This window comes from Pantoea sp. X-Soil-ISGK-275 (assembly GCF_059730795.1).
On record NZ_AP035976.1, the window covers coordinates 1,016,839 to 1,039,063 of the forward strand.

The 22,225-nt window shown below is 55.3% G+C and carries 21 protein-coding genes; 12 read left to right on the plus strand and 9 right to left on the minus strand.

Going from position 1 to position 22,225, the window contains the following annotated elements; translation table 11 throughout:
* The first annotated feature begins 57 nt into the window (after window positions 1-57).
* Window positions 58-1,110 (plus strand): DNA polymerase IV, encoded by a 1,053-nt coding sequence (gene dinB, locus AC6I8A_RS04610; RefSeq protein ID WP_265299917.1) that lies wholly within the window; start codon window positions 58-60, stop codon window positions 1,108-1,110.
* Between the two features lie 78 nt (window positions 1,111-1,188).
* Here the strand turns inward: dinB and AC6I8A_RS04615 are convergent, their stop codons facing one another.
* From AC6I8A_RS04615 to pepD, 4 genes are all read right to left on the minus strand, one after another.
* A complete protein-coding gene (locus tag AC6I8A_RS04615) occupies window positions 1,189-2,253 on the minus strand; it encodes a sugar ABC transporter substrate-binding protein (RefSeq protein ID WP_497818098.1) in 1,065 nt (354 codons plus the stop codon).
* A 27-nt stretch (window positions 2,254-2,280) separates the two neighbouring features.
* A complete protein-coding gene (locus AC6I8A_RS04620; protein WP_256695713.1) occupies window positions 2,281-3,279 on the minus strand; it encodes an ABC transporter permease in 999 nt (332 codons plus the stop codon).
* Window positions 3,276-4,781, minus strand: coding sequence for a sugar ABC transporter ATP-binding protein (locus tag AC6I8A_RS04625; RefSeq protein WP_497818099.1), 1,506 nt, complete (start codon window positions 4,779-4,781; stop codon window positions 3,276-3,278). The genes AC6I8A_RS04620 and AC6I8A_RS04625 overlap by 4 nt, the downstream gene beginning before the upstream one ends.
* Before the next feature lie 347 nt (window positions 4,782-5,128).
* Complete coding sequence (gene pepD / locus AC6I8A_RS04630) at window positions 5,129-6,589, minus strand: beta-Ala-His dipeptidase (protein WP_497818932.1); 1,461 nt, start codon at window positions 6,587-6,589, stop codon at window positions 5,129-5,131.
* 255 nt (window positions 6,590-6,844) lie between these two features.
* Between pepD and gpt the strand changes: the two genes are divergently transcribed.
* The 3 genes from gpt to crl all read left to right on the plus strand — a co-directional run bounded on the left by gpt (window position 6,845) and on the right by crl (window position 9,180).
* Window positions 6,845-7,306 (plus strand): xanthine phosphoribosyltransferase, encoded by a 462-nt coding sequence (gene gpt, locus AC6I8A_RS04635; RefSeq protein WP_008108942.1) that lies wholly within the window; start codon window positions 6,845-6,847, stop codon window positions 7,304-7,306.
* A gap of 121 nt (window positions 7,307-7,427) precedes the next feature.
* The gene (gene frsA / locus AC6I8A_RS04640; RefSeq protein ID WP_497818100.1) at window positions 7,428-8,675 is read left to right on the plus strand and encodes an esterase FrsA; all 1,248 of its coding nucleotides are present in this window, start codon (window positions 7,428-7,430) and stop codon (window positions 8,673-8,675) included.
* 103 nt (window positions 8,676-8,778) lie between these two features.
* Complete coding sequence (gene crl / locus AC6I8A_RS04645) at window positions 8,779-9,180, plus strand: sigma factor-binding protein Crl (RefSeq protein WP_256695716.1); 402 nt, start codon at window positions 8,779-8,781, stop codon at window positions 9,178-9,180.
* A gap of 84 nt (window positions 9,181-9,264) precedes the next feature.
* On the opposite strand, the gene ompC is transcribed toward crl, so the two are convergent.
* The gene (ompC, locus tag AC6I8A_RS04650) at window positions 9,265-10,356 is read right to left on the minus strand and encodes a porin OmpC (protein WP_176973048.1); all 1,092 of its coding nucleotides are present in this window, start codon (window positions 10,354-10,356) and stop codon (window positions 9,265-9,267) included.
* A 246-nt stretch (window positions 10,357-10,602) separates the two neighbouring features.
* Here ompC and proB point away from each other — a divergent pair, with 246 nt between their 5' ends.
* From proB to AC6I8A_RS04665, 3 genes are all read left to right on the plus strand, one after another.
* Window positions 10,603-11,706 carry a glutamate 5-kinase gene (proB, locus tag AC6I8A_RS04655; protein ID WP_256695717.1) on the plus strand — a complete coding sequence of 368 codons (1,104 nt, stop codon included), beginning with the start codon at window positions 10,603-10,605 and terminating at the stop codon, window positions 11,704-11,706.
* A gap of 10 nt (window positions 11,707-11,716) precedes the next feature.
* Window positions 11,717-12,970, plus strand: a complete 1,254-nt coding sequence (gene proA / locus AC6I8A_RS04660) for a glutamate-5-semialdehyde dehydrogenase (protein ID WP_256698374.1) — start codon at window positions 11,717-11,719, stop codon at window positions 12,968-12,970.
* A 353-nt stretch (window positions 12,971-13,323) separates the two neighbouring features.
* Window positions 13,324-14,055 (plus strand): S24 family peptidase, encoded by a 732-nt coding sequence (locus AC6I8A_RS04665; RefSeq protein WP_305961163.1) that lies wholly within the window; start codon window positions 13,324-13,326, stop codon window positions 14,053-14,055.
* 73 nt (window positions 14,056-14,128) lie between these two features.
* On the opposite strand, the gene AC6I8A_RS04670 is transcribed toward AC6I8A_RS04665, so the two are convergent.
* Window positions 14,129-14,428 (minus strand): hypothetical protein, encoded by a 300-nt coding sequence (locus AC6I8A_RS04670; RefSeq protein ID WP_256695719.1) that lies wholly within the window; start codon window positions 14,426-14,428, stop codon window positions 14,129-14,131.
* A gap of 42 nt (window positions 14,429-14,470) precedes the next feature.
* On the opposite strand from AC6I8A_RS04670, the gene AC6I8A_RS04675 reads away from it, so the two are divergent.
* The 5 genes from AC6I8A_RS04675 to AC6I8A_RS04695 all read left to right on the plus strand — a co-directional run bounded on the left by AC6I8A_RS04675 (window position 14,471) and on the right by AC6I8A_RS04695 (window position 17,985).
* Window positions 14,471-14,749: a transcriptional antitermination N peptide gene (locus AC6I8A_RS04675; protein WP_256695720.1), complete on the plus strand. Its 279-nt coding sequence runs from the start codon at window positions 14,471-14,473 to the stop codon at window positions 14,747-14,749.
* 183 nt (window positions 14,750-14,932) lie between these two features.
* The gene (locus AC6I8A_RS04680; protein ID WP_256695721.1) at window positions 14,933-15,400 is read left to right on the plus strand and encodes a lysozyme family protein; all 468 of its coding nucleotides are present in this window, start codon (window positions 14,933-14,935) and stop codon (window positions 15,398-15,400) included.
* The gene (locus AC6I8A_RS04685) at window positions 15,397-15,747 is read left to right on the plus strand and encodes a DUF7940 domain-containing protein (RefSeq protein ID WP_008108960.1); all 351 of its coding nucleotides are present in this window, start codon (window positions 15,397-15,399) and stop codon (window positions 15,745-15,747) included. Before AC6I8A_RS04680 ends, AC6I8A_RS04685 begins: the two co-directional genes overlap by 4 nt.
* Window positions 15,744-16,037 carry a hypothetical protein gene (locus tag AC6I8A_RS04690; protein ID WP_256695722.1) on the plus strand — a complete coding sequence of 98 codons (294 nt, stop codon included), beginning with the start codon at window positions 15,744-15,746 and terminating at the stop codon, window positions 16,035-16,037. The genes AC6I8A_RS04685 and AC6I8A_RS04690 overlap by 4 nt, the downstream gene beginning before the upstream one ends.
* A gap of 202 nt (window positions 16,038-16,239) precedes the next feature.
* Window positions 16,240-17,985, plus strand: coding sequence for a putative phage tail protein (locus tag AC6I8A_RS04695; RefSeq protein ID WP_312184103.1), 1,746 nt, complete (start codon window positions 16,240-16,242; stop codon window positions 17,983-17,985).
* A gap of 158 nt (window positions 17,986-18,143) precedes the next feature.
* Here the strand turns inward: AC6I8A_RS04695 and AC6I8A_RS04700 are convergent, their stop codons facing one another.
* The 3 genes from AC6I8A_RS04700 to AC6I8A_RS04710 all read right to left on the minus strand — a co-directional run bounded on the left by AC6I8A_RS04700 (window position 18,144) and on the right by AC6I8A_RS04710 (window position 22,139).
* Window positions 18,144-19,214, minus strand: a complete 1,071-nt coding sequence (locus tag AC6I8A_RS04700) for an ABC transporter ATP-binding protein (RefSeq protein ID WP_497818101.1) — start codon at window positions 19,212-19,214, stop codon at window positions 18,144-18,146.
* Complete coding sequence (locus tag AC6I8A_RS04705; protein WP_293792280.1) at window positions 19,207-20,976, minus strand: ABC transporter permease; 1,770 nt, start codon at window positions 20,974-20,976, stop codon at window positions 19,207-19,209. Before AC6I8A_RS04705 ends, AC6I8A_RS04700 begins: the two co-directional genes overlap by 8 nt.
* A 74-nt stretch (window positions 20,977-21,050) precedes the next feature.
* On the minus strand, window positions 21,051-22,139 hold the full coding sequence (locus AC6I8A_RS04710; RefSeq protein WP_497818102.1) for an ABC transporter substrate-binding protein: 1,089 nt from the start codon (window positions 22,137-22,139) through the stop codon (window positions 21,051-21,053).
* Between the last annotated feature and the right edge of the window lie 86 nt (window positions 22,140-22,225).

Below are 22,225 nucleotides of genomic sequence, written 5' to 3' on the forward strand. Positions count from 1 at the left end.
TGTACAAATATCCAGTACTATATTGAGGTCTCGATTGATACTGGATTAGTGGCAAACGTGAAAATCATTCATGTCGATATGGACTGCTTTTACGCAGCAGTGGAAATGCGCGATGATCCGTCATTGCGCGATATCCCCATTGCGATTGGCGGCAGCCGTGAACGGCGTGGCGTGATCAGCACCGCGAACTATCCAGCACGTAAATATGGCGTGCGTAGCGCGATGCCAACCGGCATGGCGTTGAAACTTTGTCCGCATCTGCGGCTGCTGCCTGGCCGCTTTGATGCGTATAAAGAAGCCTCGCACCAAATCCGCGACATCTTTTCGCGTTACACTTCGTTGATTGAACCGCTTTCACTCGATGAAGCTTATCTGGATGTGACAGATAGCCTGCACTGCCATGGTTCGGCCACATTAATGGCGCAGGCAATTCGTGCCGATATTCTGCGTGAAACCGGGTTAACCGCTTCCGCCGGGATCGCGCCGATCAAGTTCCTCGCCAAGATCGCTTCCGATCTCAACAAACCCAACGGGCAATTTGTGATTACACCTGATGCAATGTCCGATTTTTTACTGACGCTGCCGCTAAGCAAAATTCCTGGCGTGGGTAAAGTGGCGACCAAAAAGTTGGAAGAGATGGGATTGCGCACCTGCGCCGATGTGCAACGTGCCGATCTGGCTTTGCTGCTTAAACGTTTTGGCAAGTTTGGCCGTATCTTGTGGGAGCGCAGCAATGGCGTGGATGAGCGCAATGTGGTGGTCGAGCGCGAACGCAAATCGCTCGGCGTTGAGCGCACACTGATGGAAGATATTCACAGCTGGGAACAGTGTCTGGAGATTATTGATTTTCTCTATGCCGAGCTGGATCGTCGCTTAACCGCCATCAAGCCGGATAAGCAGATCGCCCGGCAAGGGGTGAAACTCAAATTCAATGATTTCCAGCAAACCACGCAGGAGCACGTCTGGCCGGTGCTTAATAAGGACGACATGATCGCGGTTGCGCGCCAGGCATGGGATGAACGCCGAGCTGGGCGCGGCGTACGACTGGTGGGATTGCATGTCACGATGGTGGATCCGCAACTGGAACGGCAGTTGGTATTGGGGTTGTGAGATTGTGCGCGCCTGAAAGCAAAACGCGCCGATGGGTTCCCTCTCCCACTTGTGGGAGAGGGTTAGGGTGAGGGAAAACTACTTCTTACCGTACTTCGCTTCCAGCGTCGCAAACCACGGCGCAATGAAATCGCTGTTCTCGCCCCAGCCTGGAATGATCTTATTCAGCGACGCCACATTGACCGCGCCTTGCTGGCTGTTCAGCTGCTGCTGGGAAATTGATGACGCTTTAAACTCGTAAGTCGCCGGTGTGGTTTCGCCTGCAATCTTGTTCGCTACCAAACGCATATTCACCGCGCCAATGGTTTTTGGATCCACCGCCACGGTTTGCACCCAAGGACTGTTTTTCTCGTGCATCAACTGCAGATCCTGATTGGATACGTCGATGCTATACAGTTTGATCTCGGTACGGCCATTCTCCTGCAGGGCTTTATATGCGCCCTGGCTAAAGGCATCCCATGCCCCCCAAATTGCATCAATCTTACCTTTCGGGTATTTCGCCAGAATTGCGCCAATCTTATTGGCGGTGTCGCCTTGCACGTCAGAGGAAACGGCACCAATGGTTTCCAATTGATGGATGCCTGGATTCTCCTTGAGCACTTTTTCATACACTACCTGACGACGCTCCATCGGTGGGAAACCTGCCACCCACAGCTTGACGATATTGGCTTTGCCGTTGAAATCTTTAACGATCTGTCCCAGCGATTCCTGAGCCAAAGAAGCATCATCCTGCGCCGTCACGGTGACGTCTTCTACCGGTGTATTAACCGGCGTATCAAACACCGACAGCTTGATGCCCGCAGCGGCGATACGCTGCACCAGCGCAGTCGAATAGGGATCTTTACCGTGCGACAGAATAATGCCGTCATATTTCTGGCTAATCGCCTGGTTAACGAAATCCTGGAAACGCGCATCGTCGCCATTGCTGAGGAAAGTGCTGACCTTAAAGCCCAGCTGGCGGCCTTGCTGAATCGCACCGGCAACAAACTGCGTGGTGTTATCGTCGGAGCCCAGGTTGCGAATGATGGCGATACGTACCGGGCCTTCATGGTTAGCGATAACCGCAGGCACAGTGGCATCGGCGAAGGCGGCGCTGGCGTTGAGCAGGCTAACCGCCAGCAGCGAACGGGTAATTTTTTTCATTATGATCTCTTTCTGATTAAACGCGCCTTAACGGCGCTGGATGTAAGTCATCGCCAGCGCCAGCGCCAGTACCAGACCTTTAATAATGTCCATCGCGTAATAGGGCACCGACAACATCACCAGCCCGTTCTGCAACACACCAAGAATGATCGCGCCCACCAAGGTACCCAGCGCATTGGGTTTACCCGAACCGGCCAGCGAGAAGCCGATCCACGCCGCGGCTACGGCATCCATCAGATAACCGCCGCCGGCATTCACCTGCGAAGAGCCGATACGTGACGCCAGCAGAATACCGCCCAGACCAGCCAGCAGAGAGGCCAGCACATACGCCAATACGCGATAGCGCGTGGTGCGAATGCCGGAGAGACGCGCCGCTTCAGGATTGCCGCCCAGCGCATACATACGACGGCCATGCTTGGTCAGCGACAGCGCCAGCTGCGCCACAATGGTGACCACCAGCATGATAATGACGATGGTCGGCACCTGGCCGAGCAGGCCAAAGGTTGCAGGAATGGTGCCTTCGGCCATGTCGCCGCTCGGCAGCACCATATTCTCGGTAATGGAGCCGCCAAAGCTGTAGGTCATCGCCACGCCCTGAATCACAAACAGCGTGGCGAGGGTGGCGAGCATGTCGGGAATGCGCAGCACCACAATCAGGAAGCTGTTGAACAAGCCAACCAGGGTGCACAGCAACAATGTGATGATAATGGCTTCAGTGGTGCCAAAGCCGTGCCAGACGAACAGCGAAATCACCAGCGCGTTGGCCAGCGAGGCGGTGGATCCCACCGACAAATCAAAGCCGCCCACTGTCAACGAAATCGACACGCCAATCGCAATCACCGTGACGATGGCGATGGAACGCAATATGTTGATGATGTTGGTCGGCTCGAGGAAGCTGTCCGAAGCGAGACCAAATGCGGCAATCAGAATCACCACCGTCAGCAACATGCCCCACTTATAGAGGAAATCAAACAGCTGATGGCGCAGAGAAGGCTGCGGGTTTAGGGATAGTTCTTTGCTGCTCACGCAGGTGTTCCTCCGGTGGAATAAAGCAAAAGTGCCTCTTCTGTGGCTGTTGTGCCCTCCATCTCTGCCACAATGCGCCCATCCCAGAGCACACAAATTCGGTCGCATAGACTGACCAATTCAGAAAACTCGCCCGAAGCATAAATGATGCCTTTGCCTTCGCGCGCTAAGCCATCGATCAGCGTGAACAGATCGGTTTTGGCTTTGATATCGACGCCTTTCGTCGGCTCATCAAAAATCAGCACATCGGCGTTGTTGCGCAGCCATTTGCCAATCGCCACTTTCTGCTGGTTGCCACCCGACAGGCGACGCAGAATTTGCCCCGGTCCGGTGGTGCGTACATTCAGGCGCTGAATTACCTCTTCCGCCCAACGCCACGCCTGACGATGACCAAACAGGCTCCAGCGCGAGAAGCTATTATCTGCGCTGATGCTCAGGTTCATGCTCACCGGTTCATCGATGAAAATGCCCTCTTTGCGGCGCTCTTCCGGCACCAGCGCCATGCGGTTTTCTACTGAATCATGCGGTGAACGCGGTCGCCACGGTTTGCCGTGCAGTTCACCCTGCGTCACACGGCTTTTGCTGGCACCAAACAGCGCTTTGCACAGCTCGGTTTTACCGGCGCCCGCCAGACCAGCGATGCCAAGGATTTCGCCTTTATGCAGACGCAGCGAAATATCCTGCAGTAACCGATCGTCATGTAAGCCTTCCACCGACAGCAGCAGCGGCTGTGGCGTTCGGGCGCGGCGCGGGGGAAAGACATCGTCGAGCCGATGTCCCAACATTTTCTCCACGATCTGCTCGCCGCTCAGCGCCGCCATCGGGCTGCTTTCGATCAGACGACCATCGCGCAGCACCGTTAAGCGGTCGCAAATTGCTTTCAGTTCGTGAATGCGGTGCGAGATGAACACCACGCCAATGCCGCTGGATTGCAAGCGGCGCACCACGGTAAACAGGCGCTCGCTCTCATGCTGGTCGAGTGGCGCGGTGGGTTCATCCAGGATCAGGAAGCGGCAGTGATGGGAGAGGGCGCGCGCCAGCAGGATTTGCTGTTTCTCCGCCAGCGAGCAGCGCTCCACTAAACGATTAACGTCAATGTTCACTTCCAACTGCGCCAGTAAAGTACGCGCCTGGCGGCGAATCTCGCGCCAGTTATAGGCGTGACCCGGTTCGGCTAAACGATCGAGCAGAATGTTTTCTGCCACGCTGAGCTGTGGCACCAGCGCCACATCCACTTCCTGCTGCACCAGATGAATGCCGAGCTTTTTGGCATCGCGCGGTGAACGAATATTTACCGGCACATCATCCAGCAGAATCTCACCGCTGTAATGATCGTGTGCGCCAGCCAGCACCGCCATCAGCGTGGATTTACCGGCACCGTTAGCGCCGGTTAACGCGTGCACCGAGCCGCCTTCGGTCAGAAAATCCACCTGCGCTAGCGCGGCGAAACCGCCAAAGGCAATGGAGATATTACGCATCTCCAGGCGGTTGATTGCACTCATTGAGCCGGGCCTTTAATTAGTTGAGTTGGGGGCATTTTTTCCCGAACCATCACGCTGGGCAACGAACGAAAGGGCATAAGCTAGCACGGAATGTTATTAGCCATCCAGACATCTGGATATACCGATAGCTAAAACTGGCGGGCGAGTCAGCGCTGGTGAAATGCGCGGGTGGTAAGACAACTCTTAGAGGATTGTGCTGGCGATTGGCATGGCATTAAAAAGGCGGTCACCCTAAATGGCGACCCTACGACAGTTTTGTAGGGTCGCCATTTAGGGTGACCAAACAATCTTGACCCGCAGGCATAAAAAAACCAGGCCGCAGCCTGGTTGTCATCATCGCGTAAACTTTACGCTTTTTCTGGCACCACGCTGAGCAGCGCGGTCAGCAGTTTCCAGTACAGACCCACGCTTTCGATGTGAACCTGTTCATCCGGCGAATGCGGGCCGGTGATGGTTGGGCCAATCGAAACCATATCCATGTTCGGATACGGCTTCTTGAACAGACCGCACTCCAGACCGGCGTGAATCACCTGAATGTTGGGCGTTTTGCCAAACAGCGCTTCGTAGGTTTTACGCGTCAGCGCCATTACCGGTGAATCGGCATCAGGCTGCCAGCCCGGATAACCGCCTTTAGGTGCGCTTTTCGCCCCGGCCAGATCGGCCAGCGAGGTCAGCACTTCAACCACCCAATCTTTGCCGGTATCGATCAGTGAACGAATCAGGCAGATGATTTCGGCATTGCTCTGATCCATAGTCACCACGCCAACGTTGAGCGAGGTTTCCACCACGCCTTTCGCTACGTCGGAGTTACGGATTACGCCGTTTGGTGTGGCGTTGAGCAGGTTGAGGAAACGATCGCGGCTGTCAGCGTTCAGCGCCCGGCCTTGATGCGCCAGCGACTCAGCGACGACGGCGATGTTCTTCTCTTTCATGCCCAGTTCGTTCAGCAGCGTTGCCTGGAAATGGGCCGCAGCCGATTTCAGTTCGTCAACTTTATGGCTGTCGATCGCCAGCGTAGCGAAAGCTTCACGCGGGATGGCGTTACGCAGCGTACCGCCGGTGAATTCGATCAGACGCACATCGAGTTCACGCGCGTGCAGCGCGAGGAAGCGTGCCAGCAGTTTGTTGGCGTTGCCCAAACCATGATGAATGTCGGCACCGGAGTGACCGCCTTTCAGGCCTTTCAGCGTCAGCTTCAGGGTTTCATAGCCCGCAGGAATCGCTTCACGCGTCAGCGGCAGGGTGGTGATGAAGTCGATACCACCGGCGCAACCCATGTAGATCTCACCTTCCTCTTCCGAGTCGGTGTTGATCAGAATGTCGGCCTGCAGCCAGTTCGGCTGTAAACCAAAGGCGCCGTCCATACCCGATTCCTCGGTCATGGTCAGCAGCACTTCAATCGGGCCATGGATCAGGCTGTTATCAGCCAGCACCGCCAGCGCAGACGCCATACCAATGCCGTTATCTGCGCCCAGCGTGGTGCCGCGCGCTTTCACCCATTCGCCATCAACGTACGGCTGAATCGGATCTTTGGTGAAGTCGTGCACCGTGTCATTGTTCTTCTGCGGCACCATATCAAGGTGCGCCTGCAGCGCCACCGGCGTGCGTTTTTCCATACCGGCGGTCGCGGGTTTACGAATCAGGATGTTGCCAACCTGATCGCGCTCAACCCAAAAACCTTGCTCTTTTGCCCAGCCGACAACGTATTCGGCCAGTGCTTCTTCGTGGTAAGAAGGGTGCGGAATGGAACAGATTTTGGCAAAAATATCCCACAGCGGTTGGGGTGAAAGTTGCGACAATTCAGACACCATGCATCTCCTGTGTCAGCGTGGCGGACAGACCGCACGCACGCGGGTTTCCAGTAAAAATCGTCGTCAGAGCATCTGACGTGATGGGCCTGAGAATATCACTGTTTCTCGCCGGGTGCGTAATCAGGCGCGCTAAAAACCTGCAACCAGTAAGACAGATGCTGGTTTTTGAGGCGTCAGATCCTTATAATCTCGCGCAACCTTTTCCCCCTTGCATATTTTTTAAGCCAAGTTTCTTGGCCGGGATTCCTTTATATGAGCGAAAAATACGTCGTAACCTGGGACATGTTGCAAATCCATGCCCGTAAACTGGCCCAGCGCCTGCTTCCTGTGGAACAGTGGAAAGGTATCATCGCGGTAAGCCGTGGTGGTCTGGTTCCGGCATCGCTGCTGGCGCGTGAACTCGGTATTCGCTATGTCGATACCGTGTGCATCTCCAGCTACGATCACGATCATCAGCGCGAAATGAAAGTGCTGAAGCGTGCTGAAGGCGACGGTGAAGGCTTCATCGTCATTGACGACCTGGTGGATACCGGCGGCACCGCGCAGGCGATTCGCGATATGTATCCAAAAGCGCGTTTCTGCACCATCTTCGCCAAGCCAGCTGGCCGCGCGCTGGTGGACGACTACATTGTCGATATCCCGCAGAACACCTGGATCGAGCAGCCGTGGGACATGGGCGTGGTCTACATCCCGCCAATCGTCAAAGGCGCCTGATTGATGCATCGCAAACAACGCCCGGTTATGCCGGGCGTTGTGCTTTCTGCGCCTCGCGCGCGTATCACGGGTGCAGTACACTCTTAGCCATCGCCACGTTGTTGGCAGGAGAATAGCTGAGATGTCTGATAAAAACCTGAGCGAAGAACTGTTCAAACCGCGTTTTAAACACCCGGAAACCTCCTCATTAGTGCACCGCCAGCATCACGCCGCCGTGCAGGTGCATAACGCCCTCGAAGGCGATACGCAGCGCGGCTGGTATCGCATGCTGAACAAGTTGCTGTGGACGTGGCGCGGGTTGTCGCCGCAGGAGATCAGCGAAGTGCTGGCGCGTATTGCGGTGAGCGAGTTTGAGCGCACCAATGAAGCCCTGCTCGATACTGTGATTGGTTATCGCGGTGGCAACTGGAATTACGAGTGGTCGAAGCAGGCAGCCATCTGGCAGCAGCGCGCGTTAGAAAGCGAGAACCATGACGACGCCGGTCAGCATTGGTTACACGCCGCCAATCTGTTCAGCCTCGCGGCTTATCCTTATATTAAAGGCGATGAGCTGGCGGATCAGGCGCAGGTGCTGGCCAATCGCGCCTACGAAGAGGCCACGCAGCGTCTGCCGGGCGAACTGAAATCCCTGACCTTCCCCATGAGCGGCGGGAGTCCGGTAATCGGCTTCCTGCACATGCCAGCGCAGGCCGAAGCGCCATATCCCACGGTGCTGCTGTGCGGTGGGCTTGATTCGCTGCAAAGCGATCACTATCGCCTGTTCCATGACTATCTCGCGCCGCGCGGTATCGCCATGCTGACGCTGGATATGCCGTCGGTAGGCTTCAGCAGCAAATGGATGCTCAATCAGGACACCAGCCAGGTGCATCAGCAGGTGCTGCGTGAACTGAGCAATGTGCCGTGGATCGATCACACACGCGTGGCGCTGCTGGGCTACCGTTTCGGTGCCAACGTGGCGACGCGTCTGGCTTATCTGGAAGTGCCGCGAGTCCGCGCGGTAGCGACTTTGGGTGCGATGGTGCACAGCGTGTTTGTCGATGCGCAGCAACAGCAGCAGCTGCCGGATATGTATATGGATATGCTGGCGAGCCGCCTCGGTATGTCGTCAACTTCGGACAGCAATCTGCGCATTGAGCTCAATCGTTATTCCCTGAAGGTGCAAGGCCTACTTGGTCGCCGCACGTCAACGCCGATGCTGGCGGCTTATTGGCCGGATGATATTTTCGGTCCGGAAGCGGACGCGCAGTTAATCGCTAACTCCTCCTCGCAGGGCAAGACGCTGGCGATTCCTGCCAAGCCGGTTTTTGCCAGTTTTGACAAAGCGCTGAATCAAATTTGTGACTGGCTGGCAAAACAGTTGAAAAGCTAGCTGGCGAAATCCCTGAACTCTGCTACTACTTATATCCGGGATTTTCCATTTTTAGGTTTAATGGAAAGCTGGAAGTGCAATTTAAAGGGTTAAGGGAAAAGAGATGACATTACCGAGTGGTCACCCCCGTAGTCGCCTGCTTAAGCGCTTCACCGAATTGGGGCCGTATATCCGTGAAGGCAAATGCGAAGAGACACGCTTCTTCTTCGATTGCCTGGCAGCGTGTGTCAATGTTAAGCCTGCACCAGAGCTACGTGAGTTTTGGGGCTGGTGGATGACGCTGGAAGCCTATGAAGATCACTTCACTTACGAATATCATTTTGGCCTGTTTGATAAAGCGGGTGATTGGGGCACGGCAACCATCAAAGGCAAAGAGAACAATGCCAAAGTGGAAAGCACGCTGCGTAATTTCCATGAGCGCTTGAAAGCGATGCTGCTGGAACAGAAACTCGATCTGCGTCCGGCGGAAGGCTTTAAAGAAGAGCCGGTGAAATTGAGCGCCTAATCAGTATTTAAGGGTTTAAACAGGAAAGAGCCGGTGATGAGCCGGCTCTTTTTTTATAGACACAGCGAGGGTACAGCTTACTGCTTAGAACTGATACGTCAGGCCAACCGCCACAACGTCATCGTTGTTCAGGTTCAGCTTGTTGTTGTCATCCAGCTGGTTGATTTTGTAATCCACGAAGGTCGACATGTTTTTATTGAAGTAGTAAGTCATGCCCACGTCGATGTATTTAACCAGATCCTCGTCACCGATCCCTTCGATGTCTTTGCCTTTGGTCTGGATATAGCCGAGGGACGGACGCAGGCCGAAGTCGAACTGATACTGCGCGACCACTTCGAAGTTCTGCGCTTTGTTAGCAAAACCACGCGTGCCGATTGGCGTCATGTTGCGGGTTTCGGTGTAGATAGAAGCCAGGTAGATGCTGTTAGCATCGTATTTGATACCCGCGCCCCATGATTCCGCTTTATCACCGCTACCCAGCGCTTGCAGCTGCTGCTGGTTAGTACGGTCAGAAGAGGTGATGGCAGACATCAGGCTGATGCCGGTGTCAGCGATGGTGTAACCCAGTGACGCACCGTAACCGTCGCCGTTCTGGCGCGAAGTATCGGTGATGCTGCCACGGGCGTTGGCGCTGGTGGCGTCGTTTTTGCCCTGATATTGCAGCGCGAAGCGCAGGCCATCAACCAGACCAAAGAAGTTGCTGTTGCGGTAAGTGGCCACGCCAGTTGCACGCGCAGTCATGAAGTTATCGGTACGCGCCGTGCCGTCACCGCCGAACTCTGGGAATACGTCAGTCCAGGCTTCTACGTCGTAAAGTACGCCGTAGTTACGACCGTAGTCGAATGAACCGTATTGACCGAATTTCAGACCAGCAAAGCCCAGACGGGTTTTGTTGCCAGCGTTGGCGTCTGAACCTTCAGAGTTGTTCACGTTGTACTGATATTCCCACTGACCGTAACCGGTCATCAGGTCATTAATCTGCGTCTGGCCTTTGAAACCGATACGCACGTAAGATTTGTCGCCGTCGCTTGACGCGTTATCGCTGAAGTAGTGTTCAGCTTTAACACGGCCGTAGAAGTCCAGTTTATTACCGTCTTTGTTATACACTTCTGCGGCGTTTGCGGTGGAAGCCAGTGCCAGCGCTGATACAACTAATGCCAGTGTGCTCTTCTTCATTTTGCTATCAATCCCAATGAGTAAAATTTGTTGTACCCGTGAAAGGTTTTGTAAAACACGGAACTTTTTACCGGGTGGTGATGAACGTTTTATGACAGTTTTTCGGATTTCTTGTTAATCGCGAACTTTTGGTCTACCGCATTGTCAGGGGATTTTTGTGCTTTTCCCCTTGCTGTTGTTGGCTTCCTTGCTCACTCCTGATAAAACGTCCCTTCGCAGATTTTTTTCTTACATGGCAGGAAAAACATGAGTGGCAGTCAGACCCTTGTGGTCAAGTTGGGAACTAGTGTCCTCACCGGCGGTTCGCGTCGGTTGAATCGGGCGCACATGGTGGAGTTGGTTCGTCAGTGTGCGCAGTTGCACGCGGCAGGCCATCGCATTGTTATCGTCACCTCTGGCGCAATCGCTGCCGGACGCGAACACCTTGGTTACCCCGAACTGCCACCTACCATCGCCTCAAAGCAGCTGCTGGCTGCGGTGGGGCAGAGCCGTTTGATCCAGCTGTGGGAACAACTGTTCTCGATTTACGGCATTCACATCGGGCAGATGCTGCTGACGCGCGCCGATATGGAGGACCGTGAACGTTTTCTCTACGCGCGTGACATGCTGCGTGCGCTGCTCGACAACCACATCGTGCCGGTGATTAACGAGAACGATGCGGTGGCGACTGCCGAAATTAAAGTGGGCGACAATGACAATCTGTCGGCGCTGGCGGCTATGCTCGGTGGCGCAGATAAACTGCTGCTGCTGACCGATCAGCAAGGGCTGTTCACCGCCGATCCGCGTACCAATCCGGAAGCGGAGTTGATCAGCGACGTGCAACAGATTGACGATGCGTTACGCACCCTCGCGGGCGGCAGCGTATCCGGCTTGGGAACCGGCGGCATGGCAACCAAACTGCAGGCGGCGGACGTCGCTTGCCGCGCCGGCATTGATGTGATCATCGCCGCCGGCAGCCGTCCGGACGTGATCAGCGATGTGCTGCATGGCAAACCGGTCGGCACGCGTTTCCACGCGCAGCAGTCGCCGCTGGAGAACCGTAAGCGCTGGATCTTCGGCGCACCGCCGGCAGGCGAAATCACCATTGATGATGGCGCGCTGGCCGCGATGCTGGAGCGCGGCAGTTCGCTGCTGCCAAAAGGCATCCGTGACGTGCAGGGCAATTTCTCGCGCGGTGAAGTAATCCGTATTCGCAATCTGCAAGGGCGCGATATCGCCCACGGCGTCACGCGTTATAACAGCGATGCCATGCGCATGATTGCCGGTCATCACAGCCAGGAAATCGGCGAGATCCTCGGTTACGAATATGGCCCGGTAGCGGTGCACCGCGACGACATGATCGTCAGTTAAGGAGCGGATGATGTTAGAAGAGATGGGTAAAGCGGCGCGTGCTGCGTCGTACAAACTGGCGGAACTCTCCACCGAACAAAAAAATCAGGTGCTGCTGAGCATCGCCGATCGTCTGGAAGCGGAAAGCGCGGACATTCTGTCGGCCAACGAGCAGGATCTGGCGGATGCGCGCCAAAACGGCATGAGCGAAGCGCTGCTCGATCGCCTGACGCTCAACCCGCAGCGCCTGAAAGGCATTGCCGATGACGTGCGTCAGGTGTGTCGCCTGGCGGATCCGGTTGGTCAGCTGATTGACGGCGGCCAGCTCGATAGCGGCTTGCGCATCGAACGTCGTCGCGTGCCGCTCGGCGTGGTTGGCGTGATTTACGAAGCGCGCCCCAACGTGACTGTTGATGTGGCATCGCTGTGCCTGAAAACCGGTAACGCGGCGATTCTGCGCGGCGGCAAAGAGACTTATCGCACCAACGCCGCCACGGTGCGCGTGATCCAGAATGCGCTGACCCAGCACGGTTTACCGGCGGGGGCGGTGCAGGCGATTGAAAACCCGGATCGCGAGCTGGTGAATCAGCTGCTGAAGCTCGATCGCTACGTCGATATGCTGATCCCCCGCGGCGGCGCGGGTTTGCACAAGCTGTGCCGTGAAAACTCCACCATTCCGGTGATCACCGGCGGCATCGGCGTGTGCCATCTCTATCTTGATGAAACCATGGAGACTGAGGCCGCGCTGGAAGTGATCGTTAATGCCAAGAAGCAGCGTCCAAGCGCCTGCAATTCGCTGGAAACGCTGCTGATCCATCGCGGTCAGGCGGACAACTTCATTCCGGCTTTCCTGCAACGTATGGCGCAAGAGAAGATTGCGCTGCACGCCGACGAAAATGTGCTGGCGCTGCTGCAAAACGGTGCTGTCGAGGTGGTGGCGGTGCAAGCAGAAAATTATGATGACGAATGGTTGTCCAACGATCTGAACGTTAAGCTGGTGGCGGATATCGATGAAGCCATCGCGCATATACGTGAACACGGCACGCAGCACTCTGATGGCATTCTGACGCGCAGCATTGGCAACGCCAATCGCTTCGTCAACCAGGTTGACTCATCGGCGGTATACGTTAACGCCAGCACGCGCTTCACCGACGGCGGCCAGTTTGGTCTGGGTGCCGAAGTGGCGGTGAGCACGCAGAAGCTGCACGCGCGCGGTCCAATGGGACTTGAAGCGTTGACCACCTACAAATGGATAGGTTGGGGCGACGATACGCTGCGTCGTTAATGTTCGCCTCTGCATGACAATGGGCACCGAAAACGGTGCCCATTTTTTTTGCTTTCGATCCACTCATTCCAAGAGCTTTTTGATTTATTTCTGTCATCTATGGCGGGCTCGCGGCTTTTCACCCATTTTTTCCTTTAGATGCTGGTCTTATAGTTACAGAACAATCCTGAAAACTCCTGACAGAACAAGCGATATAGCACTGAACACTGGTTTCGGCCTAAGCGAAAGCGATAATGATTGTCCAGCTTCATTGATAAAAGCGGTTGGGTAGTAAACTGCCGGTAATATAAAATGAACTGGTAGCAAAAATGAAAATAACATTCAGTCTTTTACTGAAGGCAGATTATTAACTGATGGTTAAAAAAGAGAGTACGAGACAAGCATTCACTGCCAGGCTGATTGCCGCATGCGAAAGCGCGGGAATTGTCGGACATGGACGAAACAAACAGGTTGCGCTTGCGCTGCAAGAAAGGGGATGCAAGATCTCAACGCCGGGGGTGTGGAAATGGTTTAACGGACAATCGATACCTGATGATAATAATTTACTGGCGCTTAGCCAGTTACTCGACGTGCGCGTTGAGTGGCTGCAATTTGGCATGGAAAAACCGGCCGCGTTGCTGACGCAGCGCAGTTTAGTCGATCCACAGCAGCTGTTTCGCGTTGAGAGTTTGGATATCGGCCAGCACGGCGTGCGCAGTAGTTCTACGCGCGATGAACTGGTGGAGACCATTCAAGCCATTGAATATGGGTTGGAAGAGGCGCGGGTGCTGTTTAACGGCCGCCCGGCCGAGAATATTCGCCTCATCGCACTCAACAGCGATTCGATGGCCGGCACCTTCGCGCCGCGCGATCAGCTGTTTGTCGATATCAGCGTGCATCGCTTCGACGGCGATGGCATTTATCTTTTCACGCTTGACGATCAGCTCTATCTCAAACGCCTGCAACTTCAGCACAAAAAGGTCGCGGTAATCTCCGATAATAAGCGCTATGAAACCTGGTATCTCACGCTGGAAGAAGCCAGGACGCTGCAAGTGGTGGCGCGGGTGATCATGAGCCAGGCGCGGGATTATCAAATACTGGGCTGATCACAAAACGCCAGATTGCGACAAAAAAATATTTTGGCTGAAATCATAAATTTAACTGCTGGTAAATAAAAAATTAACCATTGGTGTTTGCCAATGCATTAGAACCTGTTAATAATTTGAGCATGGATGGACAACATATCTGCTCACGGATGAGCCCGCTCTTAAACAATTGAGGCGCTGCACAAGCGCGATACATACCATCCAAAGTTAGTGAACTTTGGGATGGGGTGGATACGCACTTTGCAGCGTTGTCAGTTGCCCTCTGTTTTTCACTCTCCTCTACTTCACCCTGGCCGCGAATGCAGCCGGGCGAGTTGACGTCGAGTATTTTCCGGAGGAACAGCGAACGCGTCGGCATCAGCCGCATCGCCATGCCTGCCACCCCATCGCCTAAGACTCATTAACAGGAGGAGTTATGGCGATTATCCAATATGGGAAGTCAGTATTTACCGGCAATGCACGCACACGCCGCCATCGGCGACGTCAATCCCTCAGCCGCCTTAAGCGCAGCATCGATAGCGCACTCGGCATCGAATACGAAAATGTCACCCTACGTACTGCTGAACGCATCTGCCAGCGCCAGACGCTGTCGCGCGTGGATTGCGCCGTGTTAGCGCCTGCCCGCGTTCAGCAGGCGCAAGCGAGCGTCGATAACTGCTGTTTGCCCCACGTTTACTTGTACGCCGTGCGCTAAACCTGCATCACTTTCCCCAGTTTTAAACGGAACGTTCCATTGTTGCTCACTGTTTAACCATTCTTGAGCGTTTCGCTTACCAAACAACGCGCTCAATGCTGTAAACGATCAGCGGAATTTATGTTTTTTTGCTGTTTTGCGCAGCCATTTTCGGACTGTTGCGCCCGTCAAAGAGGAATTTCTATGAGCCAGATTATTGCCATCCTGAATTTCGAAGAGGGTTACCGCGAAGCGCCTTATCTCGACACACTGGGTTTTCCCACGGTCGCGGGCGGCATTCGCATCGGCCCAAAAGGTGCCTCGCTCAGCAACTACATCTTCCAGGTGCCGCGTCCGGTGGGCGATGTGTGGAAGCAGTGCATTGTTGAGGGCAAGGTGCAGCAGATGCATCAACGTGCGCTGGTGCAGCAGGCACTGGCCAAATGCAATGAAGCGCGCTGCGATGTGCTGATCAGCATGGGCTATCAGCTGGGTATTGATGGATTGGCGATGTTTCGCAGCATGCTCACCGCGATTACTCAGGGCGACTTCAATAGTGCGGCGAACGCGATGCTCGATAGCCTGTGGGCGCGTCAAACCTCGGGCCGCGCACGGCGCCATGCCGAAGTGATGCGCAGTGGCACCTATGACATCTATCGGGGACTGCTATGAATCTGAAATTGCTGATTTTTATTATTGCGGTGCTGCTGGTGATTATTGTGGTGCTGATCATGCAGCGTTTCACCACGCTGGAGTTCGTCAAACATGCGCGGCTGTTATTCAAAACCTGGTCGGTGTGGCTGGCGTCGCTCGGTTCGATGCTTAGCGCATGGGTGCAATCGTTTCCCAGCGCTGCGCTTGATGCCTGGAACAGCATGCCGCCCGATGTGAAAGAGATTCTGCCGCACAACTATTTGGGGCTGATTGGGGCCTTTATGGTGGCGATGGGCGTTATTGCTCAGTTCGTCCGCCAGAAAGGCCTTAACCAGCAGAAAATCGCCATGGAGGAAAAAGCATGACAATTCTCACCACATTGCTCGGCGGCAGCTGGCATTGGCTGGCCGCGCTGGCGGGCGTGATTGCCGCGCTGGTCGCCAGCTACTTCGGTGGCAAGAAAATCGGCAAGGTACAGCAAGCATCCAAATCCGCCGTCGAGCGCGCCGATAAAGCTGCGGCGCAAGCGGTAGCGGTTAACCAGCAGCAGCAACAGCTGCGCGAGGAGGCCAAACGTGTGGAAGCCAGCAACCTTAATCTTGATGACGCTGCTGCTCGCGACAAGTTGCAGCAGTCGAAATACCACCAGCCCTGAAGCTCCCGCCGTCATCGACTCAGCCTGCACCCTTTTTTCCCCGATTTACACCCACGGCAATGACGCCGAGCGCATGGACGTTCGCACCGTGCGCGCCATCAACAATCACAACGATCTTTGGGATCAGCACTGCGGCCAACCGGCTCACTAACGCTGCTCACTTGCATTTGCATTACCTACCCGAAAAGCCGAGGAGGCTAAAATGATCGAAGTTAACTCTTACGCAGAACTGCGCACCACTGTTCCGGCCAAAAACGGCGATCTGGCATTCTTACGTCGCTACAACGCGGACTCCACTTTCCACGGTGGCGGTGATTTCACCGGTTTTATCGGCACCACAACGGCGGTCGAAGATGGCGGTACGCTGGTGATCGGTAACGGTTTTTACTGGAAACGCGTGATTAACGATCCGTCGGAGATCAACGTGTATCACTTCGGTGCCAAAGGCGATGGTTACGCCAACGATACCGACGCCTTTAACCGCATGCTAGCGTGGACGCAAAGCTATTCGGGCAATATCACCGCGTTGCCGGTGCGTTTCCCTGGCGGTAAATTCCTGATCAGCCCGATCGACATCAGCGGCACCGAGCGCGCCTTCTTTGGTTTGCAAGGCGATGATGTGGAGCTGGGTTCGTTGCCGCGTACCACCATTATTTCCGACAAAAGTGCCAACACGGTGTTCAAGGTGAAGGCGCGTCGTACCTCAATTCGAGGAATCGCGTGGAACGGCCAGGCATCGGCCGATATCACCACCAACAAAAGCACCATCACCTCCGATATGTGCAGCAACGTGCAGCCGTTCTTCGAAAACACCTGCATCGAAGGCACCACCGTCAATATCTACTGTTTCCGCGCGCAGAATAACGGCGGTACGGTGATTAAAGTGCTGGATACCCTCGACAGTAAATTCGACCAGATTTACACCCTGTATACCTACGCGCGCGTGTTTGATGTTGGCTGGTCAAACTCGCCGAAAGGCGCGTGGGATCACTCCACGGCGATTGAGCTGTGTAACTGTAACTTCCAGACCGGTTACGGCGACGCCACGCTCTACATGCCGCGTGTGACGCAGGGAATTATTCGTAACGTGTGGATCGAGCACACGCGTAATCCGGGCGATCTCTCTGACGGCGGCTGGACGGTGGATACGCTGAACATTGAGGATTGCGGCACGCCGTTGAACCTCAACAATGCGCGCGTGGTGATCCGCCAGCTCAACCTGCAATCCGGCGCGAAACTCAGCCTGGATGCTGCCGCCGGACGTTGGTTGTCCACCTTTGAATATGGCTATCGTCGCGACGAAAACTACGGCACCTTTATGACCGGATCGCTGCGCGCCGGCTATTACAGTGGCTACAAAATTACCAATAACACCGATACCGATAACTGGTATCGCGTCGGACAGCTGTTCTTCCCGAACGCCAACCAGCAGTGGGTAATGGAGTTTATTGGTAAAGCGGATGCGACTCAGCCCACCGGCACAGCGGGTTCGCCGGTCAACGTGGCGGCGACCGGTAAAACCTGGGTCAATCTGCAGCGCCTGGAAACAGTGTGGGCCGATGCCTATCACATGGGGCAACCTGCGGTGCTGGATATTCGCTACAGCCGCGTCGGCACCACCTATGCGGCGGTGTGGGTAAAACTGCGCGCCAACAGTGGCGATACCATGCTGAACCTGAAATGTACCGGTCCAACGCGTTTCGATACCGGTTCCTGCTCGCTGTTCCAGCAGGACTTCTCGGTGGTGACCGATACCACCAAAATGGGCGGCTTCAAGCCGGCGGCACGTTTTGGTCTGCATAACGGATTGGCGGGAATTGGGGCGAACGAGAAAGGGGTGCTAACTGTCGCTACGGCAGCCGGCACACCGACCAACAAAACGGCGCCGACGGGCTTTGTGCTGGTCAACATTAACGGTGTCGATCGTAAACTTCCTTATTACGATTGAGGGCTGGCATCTTTTTGGCGAGGCTTCGGCCTCGTTTTTTTTTTGCAAAAATTGTTTGAAAAGTGTTCGGTGATGAATAAGGTCGCCATAAATGACGACCCTACGGTTATATGGAGAGGTTTTCGTAGGGTCGCCATATATGGCGACCTGGTTGAACATTACCCTTTCGGGAAGATCCACACATGGTTTTCCGGCAACGCCAGATGGCAGTGCTGCGGATCGCGCACCTCGGTGCCGTAGGCGCGAATCACAAAATCATCGCCTGAGGTGCGGAACAAATATTCCCAGCGATCGCCGAGGTACATGCTGGTGAGCAGCGGCAGTTCCAGCTGGTTTTCGCCTGGCCCCTCAACCAGTTTCACGCGCTCGACGCGGATCACCGCCGTGGCATCCTGACCGCTTTGCACACTTGCGCCTGCCAATCCCCACAACGCCCAGCCTTTGCCCTCGATGCGCGCTTTGCCGTCGCGCAACTCGGTGATTTTGCCGTGCAGCCGATTGTTGCTGCCCATGAACTCGGCGGTGAACAGGGTTTTTGGCGAGCCGTACATCTCCTGCGGCGTGCCTTGCTGTTCGATTTTGCCGTTATTGAGCAGCAAGATACGGTCGGAAATCGCCATCGCCTCATTCTGATCGTGCGTCACCATTAACGCCGATAATCCCAGCTTGATAATCAACTCGCGCAGGAACACGCGCGCCTCTTCGCGCAGTTTGGCGTCGAGGTTCGACAATGGTTCATCCAGCAGGATCACCGGCGGGTTGTACACCAGCGCACGGCCAATCGCTACACGCTGCTGCTGACCGCCAGAAAGCTGGTGCGGATGGCGTTTGCCAAGGTGGCCGAGGCCAAGCTGGTTCAACACATCCTGCACGCGTTGGGTGATCTCTGCCGCCGCCACTTTGCGCAGCTTCAGCGGATAGGCCACGTTCTCAAATACGGTTTTGTGCGGCCACAGCGCGTAAGACTGGAACACCAATCCCAGATTACGTTCTTCCGCTGGGATCTCACTGCGCGGCGTTCCGGCGTAAACCGTATTGTTGCCAATCACAATGGTGCCTTGAGTGGGTTTCTCCAGCCCAGCGACCGCGCGCAGCAGCGTGGTTTTGCCGCTGCCAGACGGACCAAGCAAGGAAACCACTTCGCCGCGCTGCAAATTCATCGACACGCCTTTCAGCACCGGATTGTCGCCGTACGTTAAGTGCAGGTTCTCGACCGATAATTCAATCATGTAATTTGACTCCAAATCGCAGGGCAATACCCAATCCGACCACGACCAGCAGGATGTTAATAAAGGAGAGTGCGGCAACGATATCAATCGCGCCCGCCGCCCACAGGGAAACCAGCATTGAGCCGATGGTTTCCGTGCCGGGCGAAAGCAGATACACGCCGGTGGAATATTCGCGCTCGAAAATCAGGAACATCAGCAGCCATGAACCAATCAGGCCGTAGCGGGATAACGGAATGGTGACGTGACGCGTAATCTGTCCGCGTGTGGCGCCGGTGCTGCGCGCCGCCTCTTCCAGTTCTGGACCCACTTGTAACAGCGTTGAGGAGATCAGGCGCAGACCATACGCCATCCACACCACGGTGTAGGCCAGCCACACGCTGAAGATGGTGCTGCGCAGCGAACGCAGCCAGACGATCAGGTGATCGCGCAGCCACTGCGACCAGACGAAATCCGATAGCCAGCCCGATTTGAGCGAGTTATCCAGCCACATCGGCAGGAACAGGAACACCCAGAGAAACGCCAGACCGGCCAGCAAACCCGGCACCGCACGCGGCACCAGCACGCTGTAATCAAGGAAGCGCGTGGTGTTATCGGGTTTTCGGTGCATGGCGATACCGATAAACAGATAACAACCCACCGCCAGCGCACCGCCGATCACGCCAATTGCCATTGAGTTGACGATTGCGCGCAGCAGGTTGGGCTGCGCCCAGATGGTCTGGAAGGTCTTGATCGACAGCTCATCCCAGATCGAAACGCCAACGCCCCAGTTAGAGATAAACGCACGCAGCACCACGCCCAGCAGCGGTACGCCAATGGTCACCGTCAGCCAGAACGCCACGACTGCGCCCGCCACCCAGCGCCATTTACCCAGCGGCAGCGCACGCGCCTGCGAGGCTTTACCTTTCACGGTGACAAAGCGATTGGCGGTGCGCATCAGGCGGCGTTGCAGCATCACCAGCGGAATGGTGATACAAATCAGCACCACCGCCACCGCAGCCATCAGGTGATAGGACGGCGTACCGAGTTTATTGGTCAGCTGATAGAGATAGGTGGCCAGCACCATGTTGCCTTCGGGATCGCCCAGCACCAGCATCAGGCCGAATACTTCCAGCCCAAGGAAGAACAGCAGCACGATGGCATACAGAATTGACGGGCGTACCATCGGCAAACTCACCGCCGTCATCACCTGCAACGGCGAAGCACCCGAAATACGCGCCGCTTCTTCCACATCCGATCCCACGCTGCGCAGGGCAGAAGAGATATACAGATAGGCGTGCGGGACGTGCGTCAGGCCAGCGATCACCACGATGCTCGACATGTCGTAGATATTCCACGGCACGAACCCGAGCAGTGATTGCGCCCACAGCGAGAAGAATCCCACCGGGCCCGCCGCCACCACATATCCAAAGCCCAGCACCATCGGCGAGACAAAAATTGGCACGAGGATCAGCGGCTCAATGATGCGTCTGCCGGGTAAATCGGTTCGCACCATCAGGAACGCCAGAATACCGCCCAGCGGAATGGCGATGATCACCAGCCCAAAGGCGAGAATAAATCCGCTGCGCAGCGCTTTGTAGAAGTCGGGATCGGTGAAAATAAATGCAAACGATTCCAGGCTCCACTCTTTCGACGGCGCAAAGAACGGCGCGGACAAGAAACTTTGTATGACGATAAACGACAGCGGGACGTAGATAACCAGCGCGGTTATCAGCACCACAACGCCGCGCGGCAGGCTTTGCCACTTTCTATGCAATGCACGCATATTGAGACCCTGAATGGCGAAATCAGATAAGAGAAAGCTGAGCGCGGCGCAGTCGCCGCGCTTCATAACGGCGGTTATTTACCGGCGGCTTCGCGCCACTGTTTGATGTAATCCAGACGTTTTTTCGGTTGCAGATATTCCAGCAGGCTTTCATCAACCGGGATCGGTTTCAGCGCGTTGCCCAACATTTTGGTCATGCCATCAATGTCGTTTTTGCCTTCAATATCGTTGCGCAGGGAAGGGATGTCGGACTGATTCGCCAGAATGCTTTGTCCTTTCTCAGACAGCACGTAATCGAGCCACAGTTTGGCGGCATGGCTGTTTTGCGCTTGCGAGCTGATGAACGAAACGCGTGATAGCACCAGCGTGTAATCCTTCGGATAAGAGATGCCCAGCGACGGATCGGTTTTAGCGCGCGCTTCGGCGTAAGAACCGAGGATGTTGAAGCCGATCAGGTTTTCACCGGATGAGACCCTTTCCATCATGGTGCCGGTGGAAGACTGCACGGCTAAACCGCCTTTCGCCACGTCGGCCAGGGTTTTGAAGTAGTTGGGATCGGCTTTGTAATCCTGCACTGAAAGCATGAAACCCAGTCCCGATTTCTCAATATCGTAGGTAGTGACTTTGCTCTTGAATTTGTCGGTCTGGCTGGCGATCAGCTTGGCCAGCGCGGTGTGTGAATCGGGCACATCACCCGCCGGGATCAGGCGCTTGTTATAGATGAACACCACCGGTTCGTAGGTGGTGCCGTAGGCTTTGTTGTTCCACACCGCCCACTTCGGCAGCTGCGCCAGTTCAGGGGATTTGTACTCCTGCGCGTAGTCGGTCGCCAGCTTCAGACCGGTATCCATAGAGGAGCTCCACACCACGTCGCCGCTGGTGCCGCCCGAGGCTTGTTCGCTGATAAAACGGTTGTACAGCTCGGTGCTGTTCATATCGTTATATTCAACTTTGATGCCGGGATAGGTGGCTTCGAAGCCCTTGATCAGCGGACCGGCAGCTTTGATGTCGGTGGTGGAGTAAACCACCACTTTGCCTTCTTTAGTGGCGGCATCAATCACGCTTTGATAATCCGCTGGATAGCCTTGCGGCGGGGCAGCAACCGCTGACATAGAGACAAAAACAGTTGCAGCAATCAGAGACAGAGGGAAAGTGTTCGACATTATAATTAACCTTTTAGTTACATTTGAGGAACTAAAGGTCAACATAGCCTATCGACTTTTCCAAACAAGAGGTGACGGATTGTTAT

What these genes read in the sequence shown, in the direction of transcription:
- AC6I8A_RS04615 (WP_497818098.1), bottom strand. Translation starts at nt 2,253, where the DNA reads ATGAAAAAAATTACCCGTTCGCTGCTGGCGGTTAGCCTGCTCAACGCC.
- AC6I8A_RS04625 (WP_497818099.1), bottom strand. Translation starts at nt 4,781, where the DNA reads ATGAGTGCAATCAACCGCCTGGAGATGCGTAATATCTCCATTGCCTTT.
- gpt (WP_008108942.1), top strand. Translation starts at nt 6,845, where the DNA reads ATGAGCGAAAAATACGTCGTAACCTGGGACATGTTGCAAATCCATGCC.
- frsA (WP_497818100.1), top strand. Translation starts at nt 7,428, where the DNA reads ATGTCTGATAAAAACCTGAGCGAAGAACTGTTCAAACCGCGTTTTAAA.
- crl (WP_256695716.1), top strand. Translation starts at nt 8,779, where the DNA reads ATGACATTACCGAGTGGTCACCCCCGTAGTCGCCTGCTTAAGCGCTTC.
- ompC (WP_176973048.1), bottom strand. Translation starts at nt 10,356, where the DNA reads ATGAAGAAGAGCACACTGGCATTAGTTGTATCAGCGCTGGCACTGGCT.
- proB (WP_256695717.1), top strand. Translation starts at nt 10,603, where the DNA reads ATGAGTGGCAGTCAGACCCTTGTGGTCAAGTTGGGAACTAGTGTCCTC.
- proA (WP_256698374.1), top strand. Translation starts at nt 11,717, where the DNA reads ATGTTAGAAGAGATGGGTAAAGCGGCGCGTGCTGCGTCGTACAAACTG.
- AC6I8A_RS04665 (WP_305961163.1), top strand. Translation starts at nt 13,324, where the DNA reads ATGGTTAAAAAAGAGAGTACGAGACAAGCATTCACTGCCAGGCTGATT.
- AC6I8A_RS04670 (WP_256695719.1), bottom strand. Translation starts at nt 14,428, where the DNA reads ATGGCGATGCGGCTGATGCCGACGCGTTCGCTGTTCCTCCGGAAAATA.
- AC6I8A_RS04675 (WP_256695720.1), top strand. Translation starts at nt 14,471, where the DNA reads ATGGCGATTATCCAATATGGGAAGTCAGTATTTACCGGCAATGCACGC.
- AC6I8A_RS04680 (WP_256695721.1), top strand. Translation starts at nt 14,933, where the DNA reads ATGAGCCAGATTATTGCCATCCTGAATTTCGAAGAGGGTTACCGCGAA.
- AC6I8A_RS04685 (WP_008108960.1), top strand. Translation starts at nt 15,397, where the DNA reads ATGAATCTGAAATTGCTGATTTTTATTATTGCGGTGCTGCTGGTGATT.
- AC6I8A_RS04690 (WP_256695722.1), top strand. Translation starts at nt 15,744, where the DNA reads ATGACAATTCTCACCACATTGCTCGGCGGCAGCTGGCATTGGCTGGCC.
- AC6I8A_RS04695 (WP_312184103.1), top strand. Translation starts at nt 16,240, where the DNA reads ATGATCGAAGTTAACTCTTACGCAGAACTGCGCACCACTGTTCCGGCC.
- AC6I8A_RS04700 (WP_497818101.1), bottom strand. Translation starts at nt 19,214, where the DNA reads ATGATTGAATTATCGGTCGAGAACCTGCACTTAACGTACGGCGACAAT.
- AC6I8A_RS04705 (WP_293792280.1), bottom strand. Translation starts at nt 20,976, where the DNA reads ATGCGTGCATTGCATAGAAAGTGGCAAAGCCTGCCGCGCGGCGTTGTG.
- AC6I8A_RS04710 (WP_497818102.1), bottom strand. Translation starts at nt 22,139, where the DNA reads ATGTCGAACACTTTCCCTCTGTCTCTGATTGCTGCAACTGTTTTTGTC.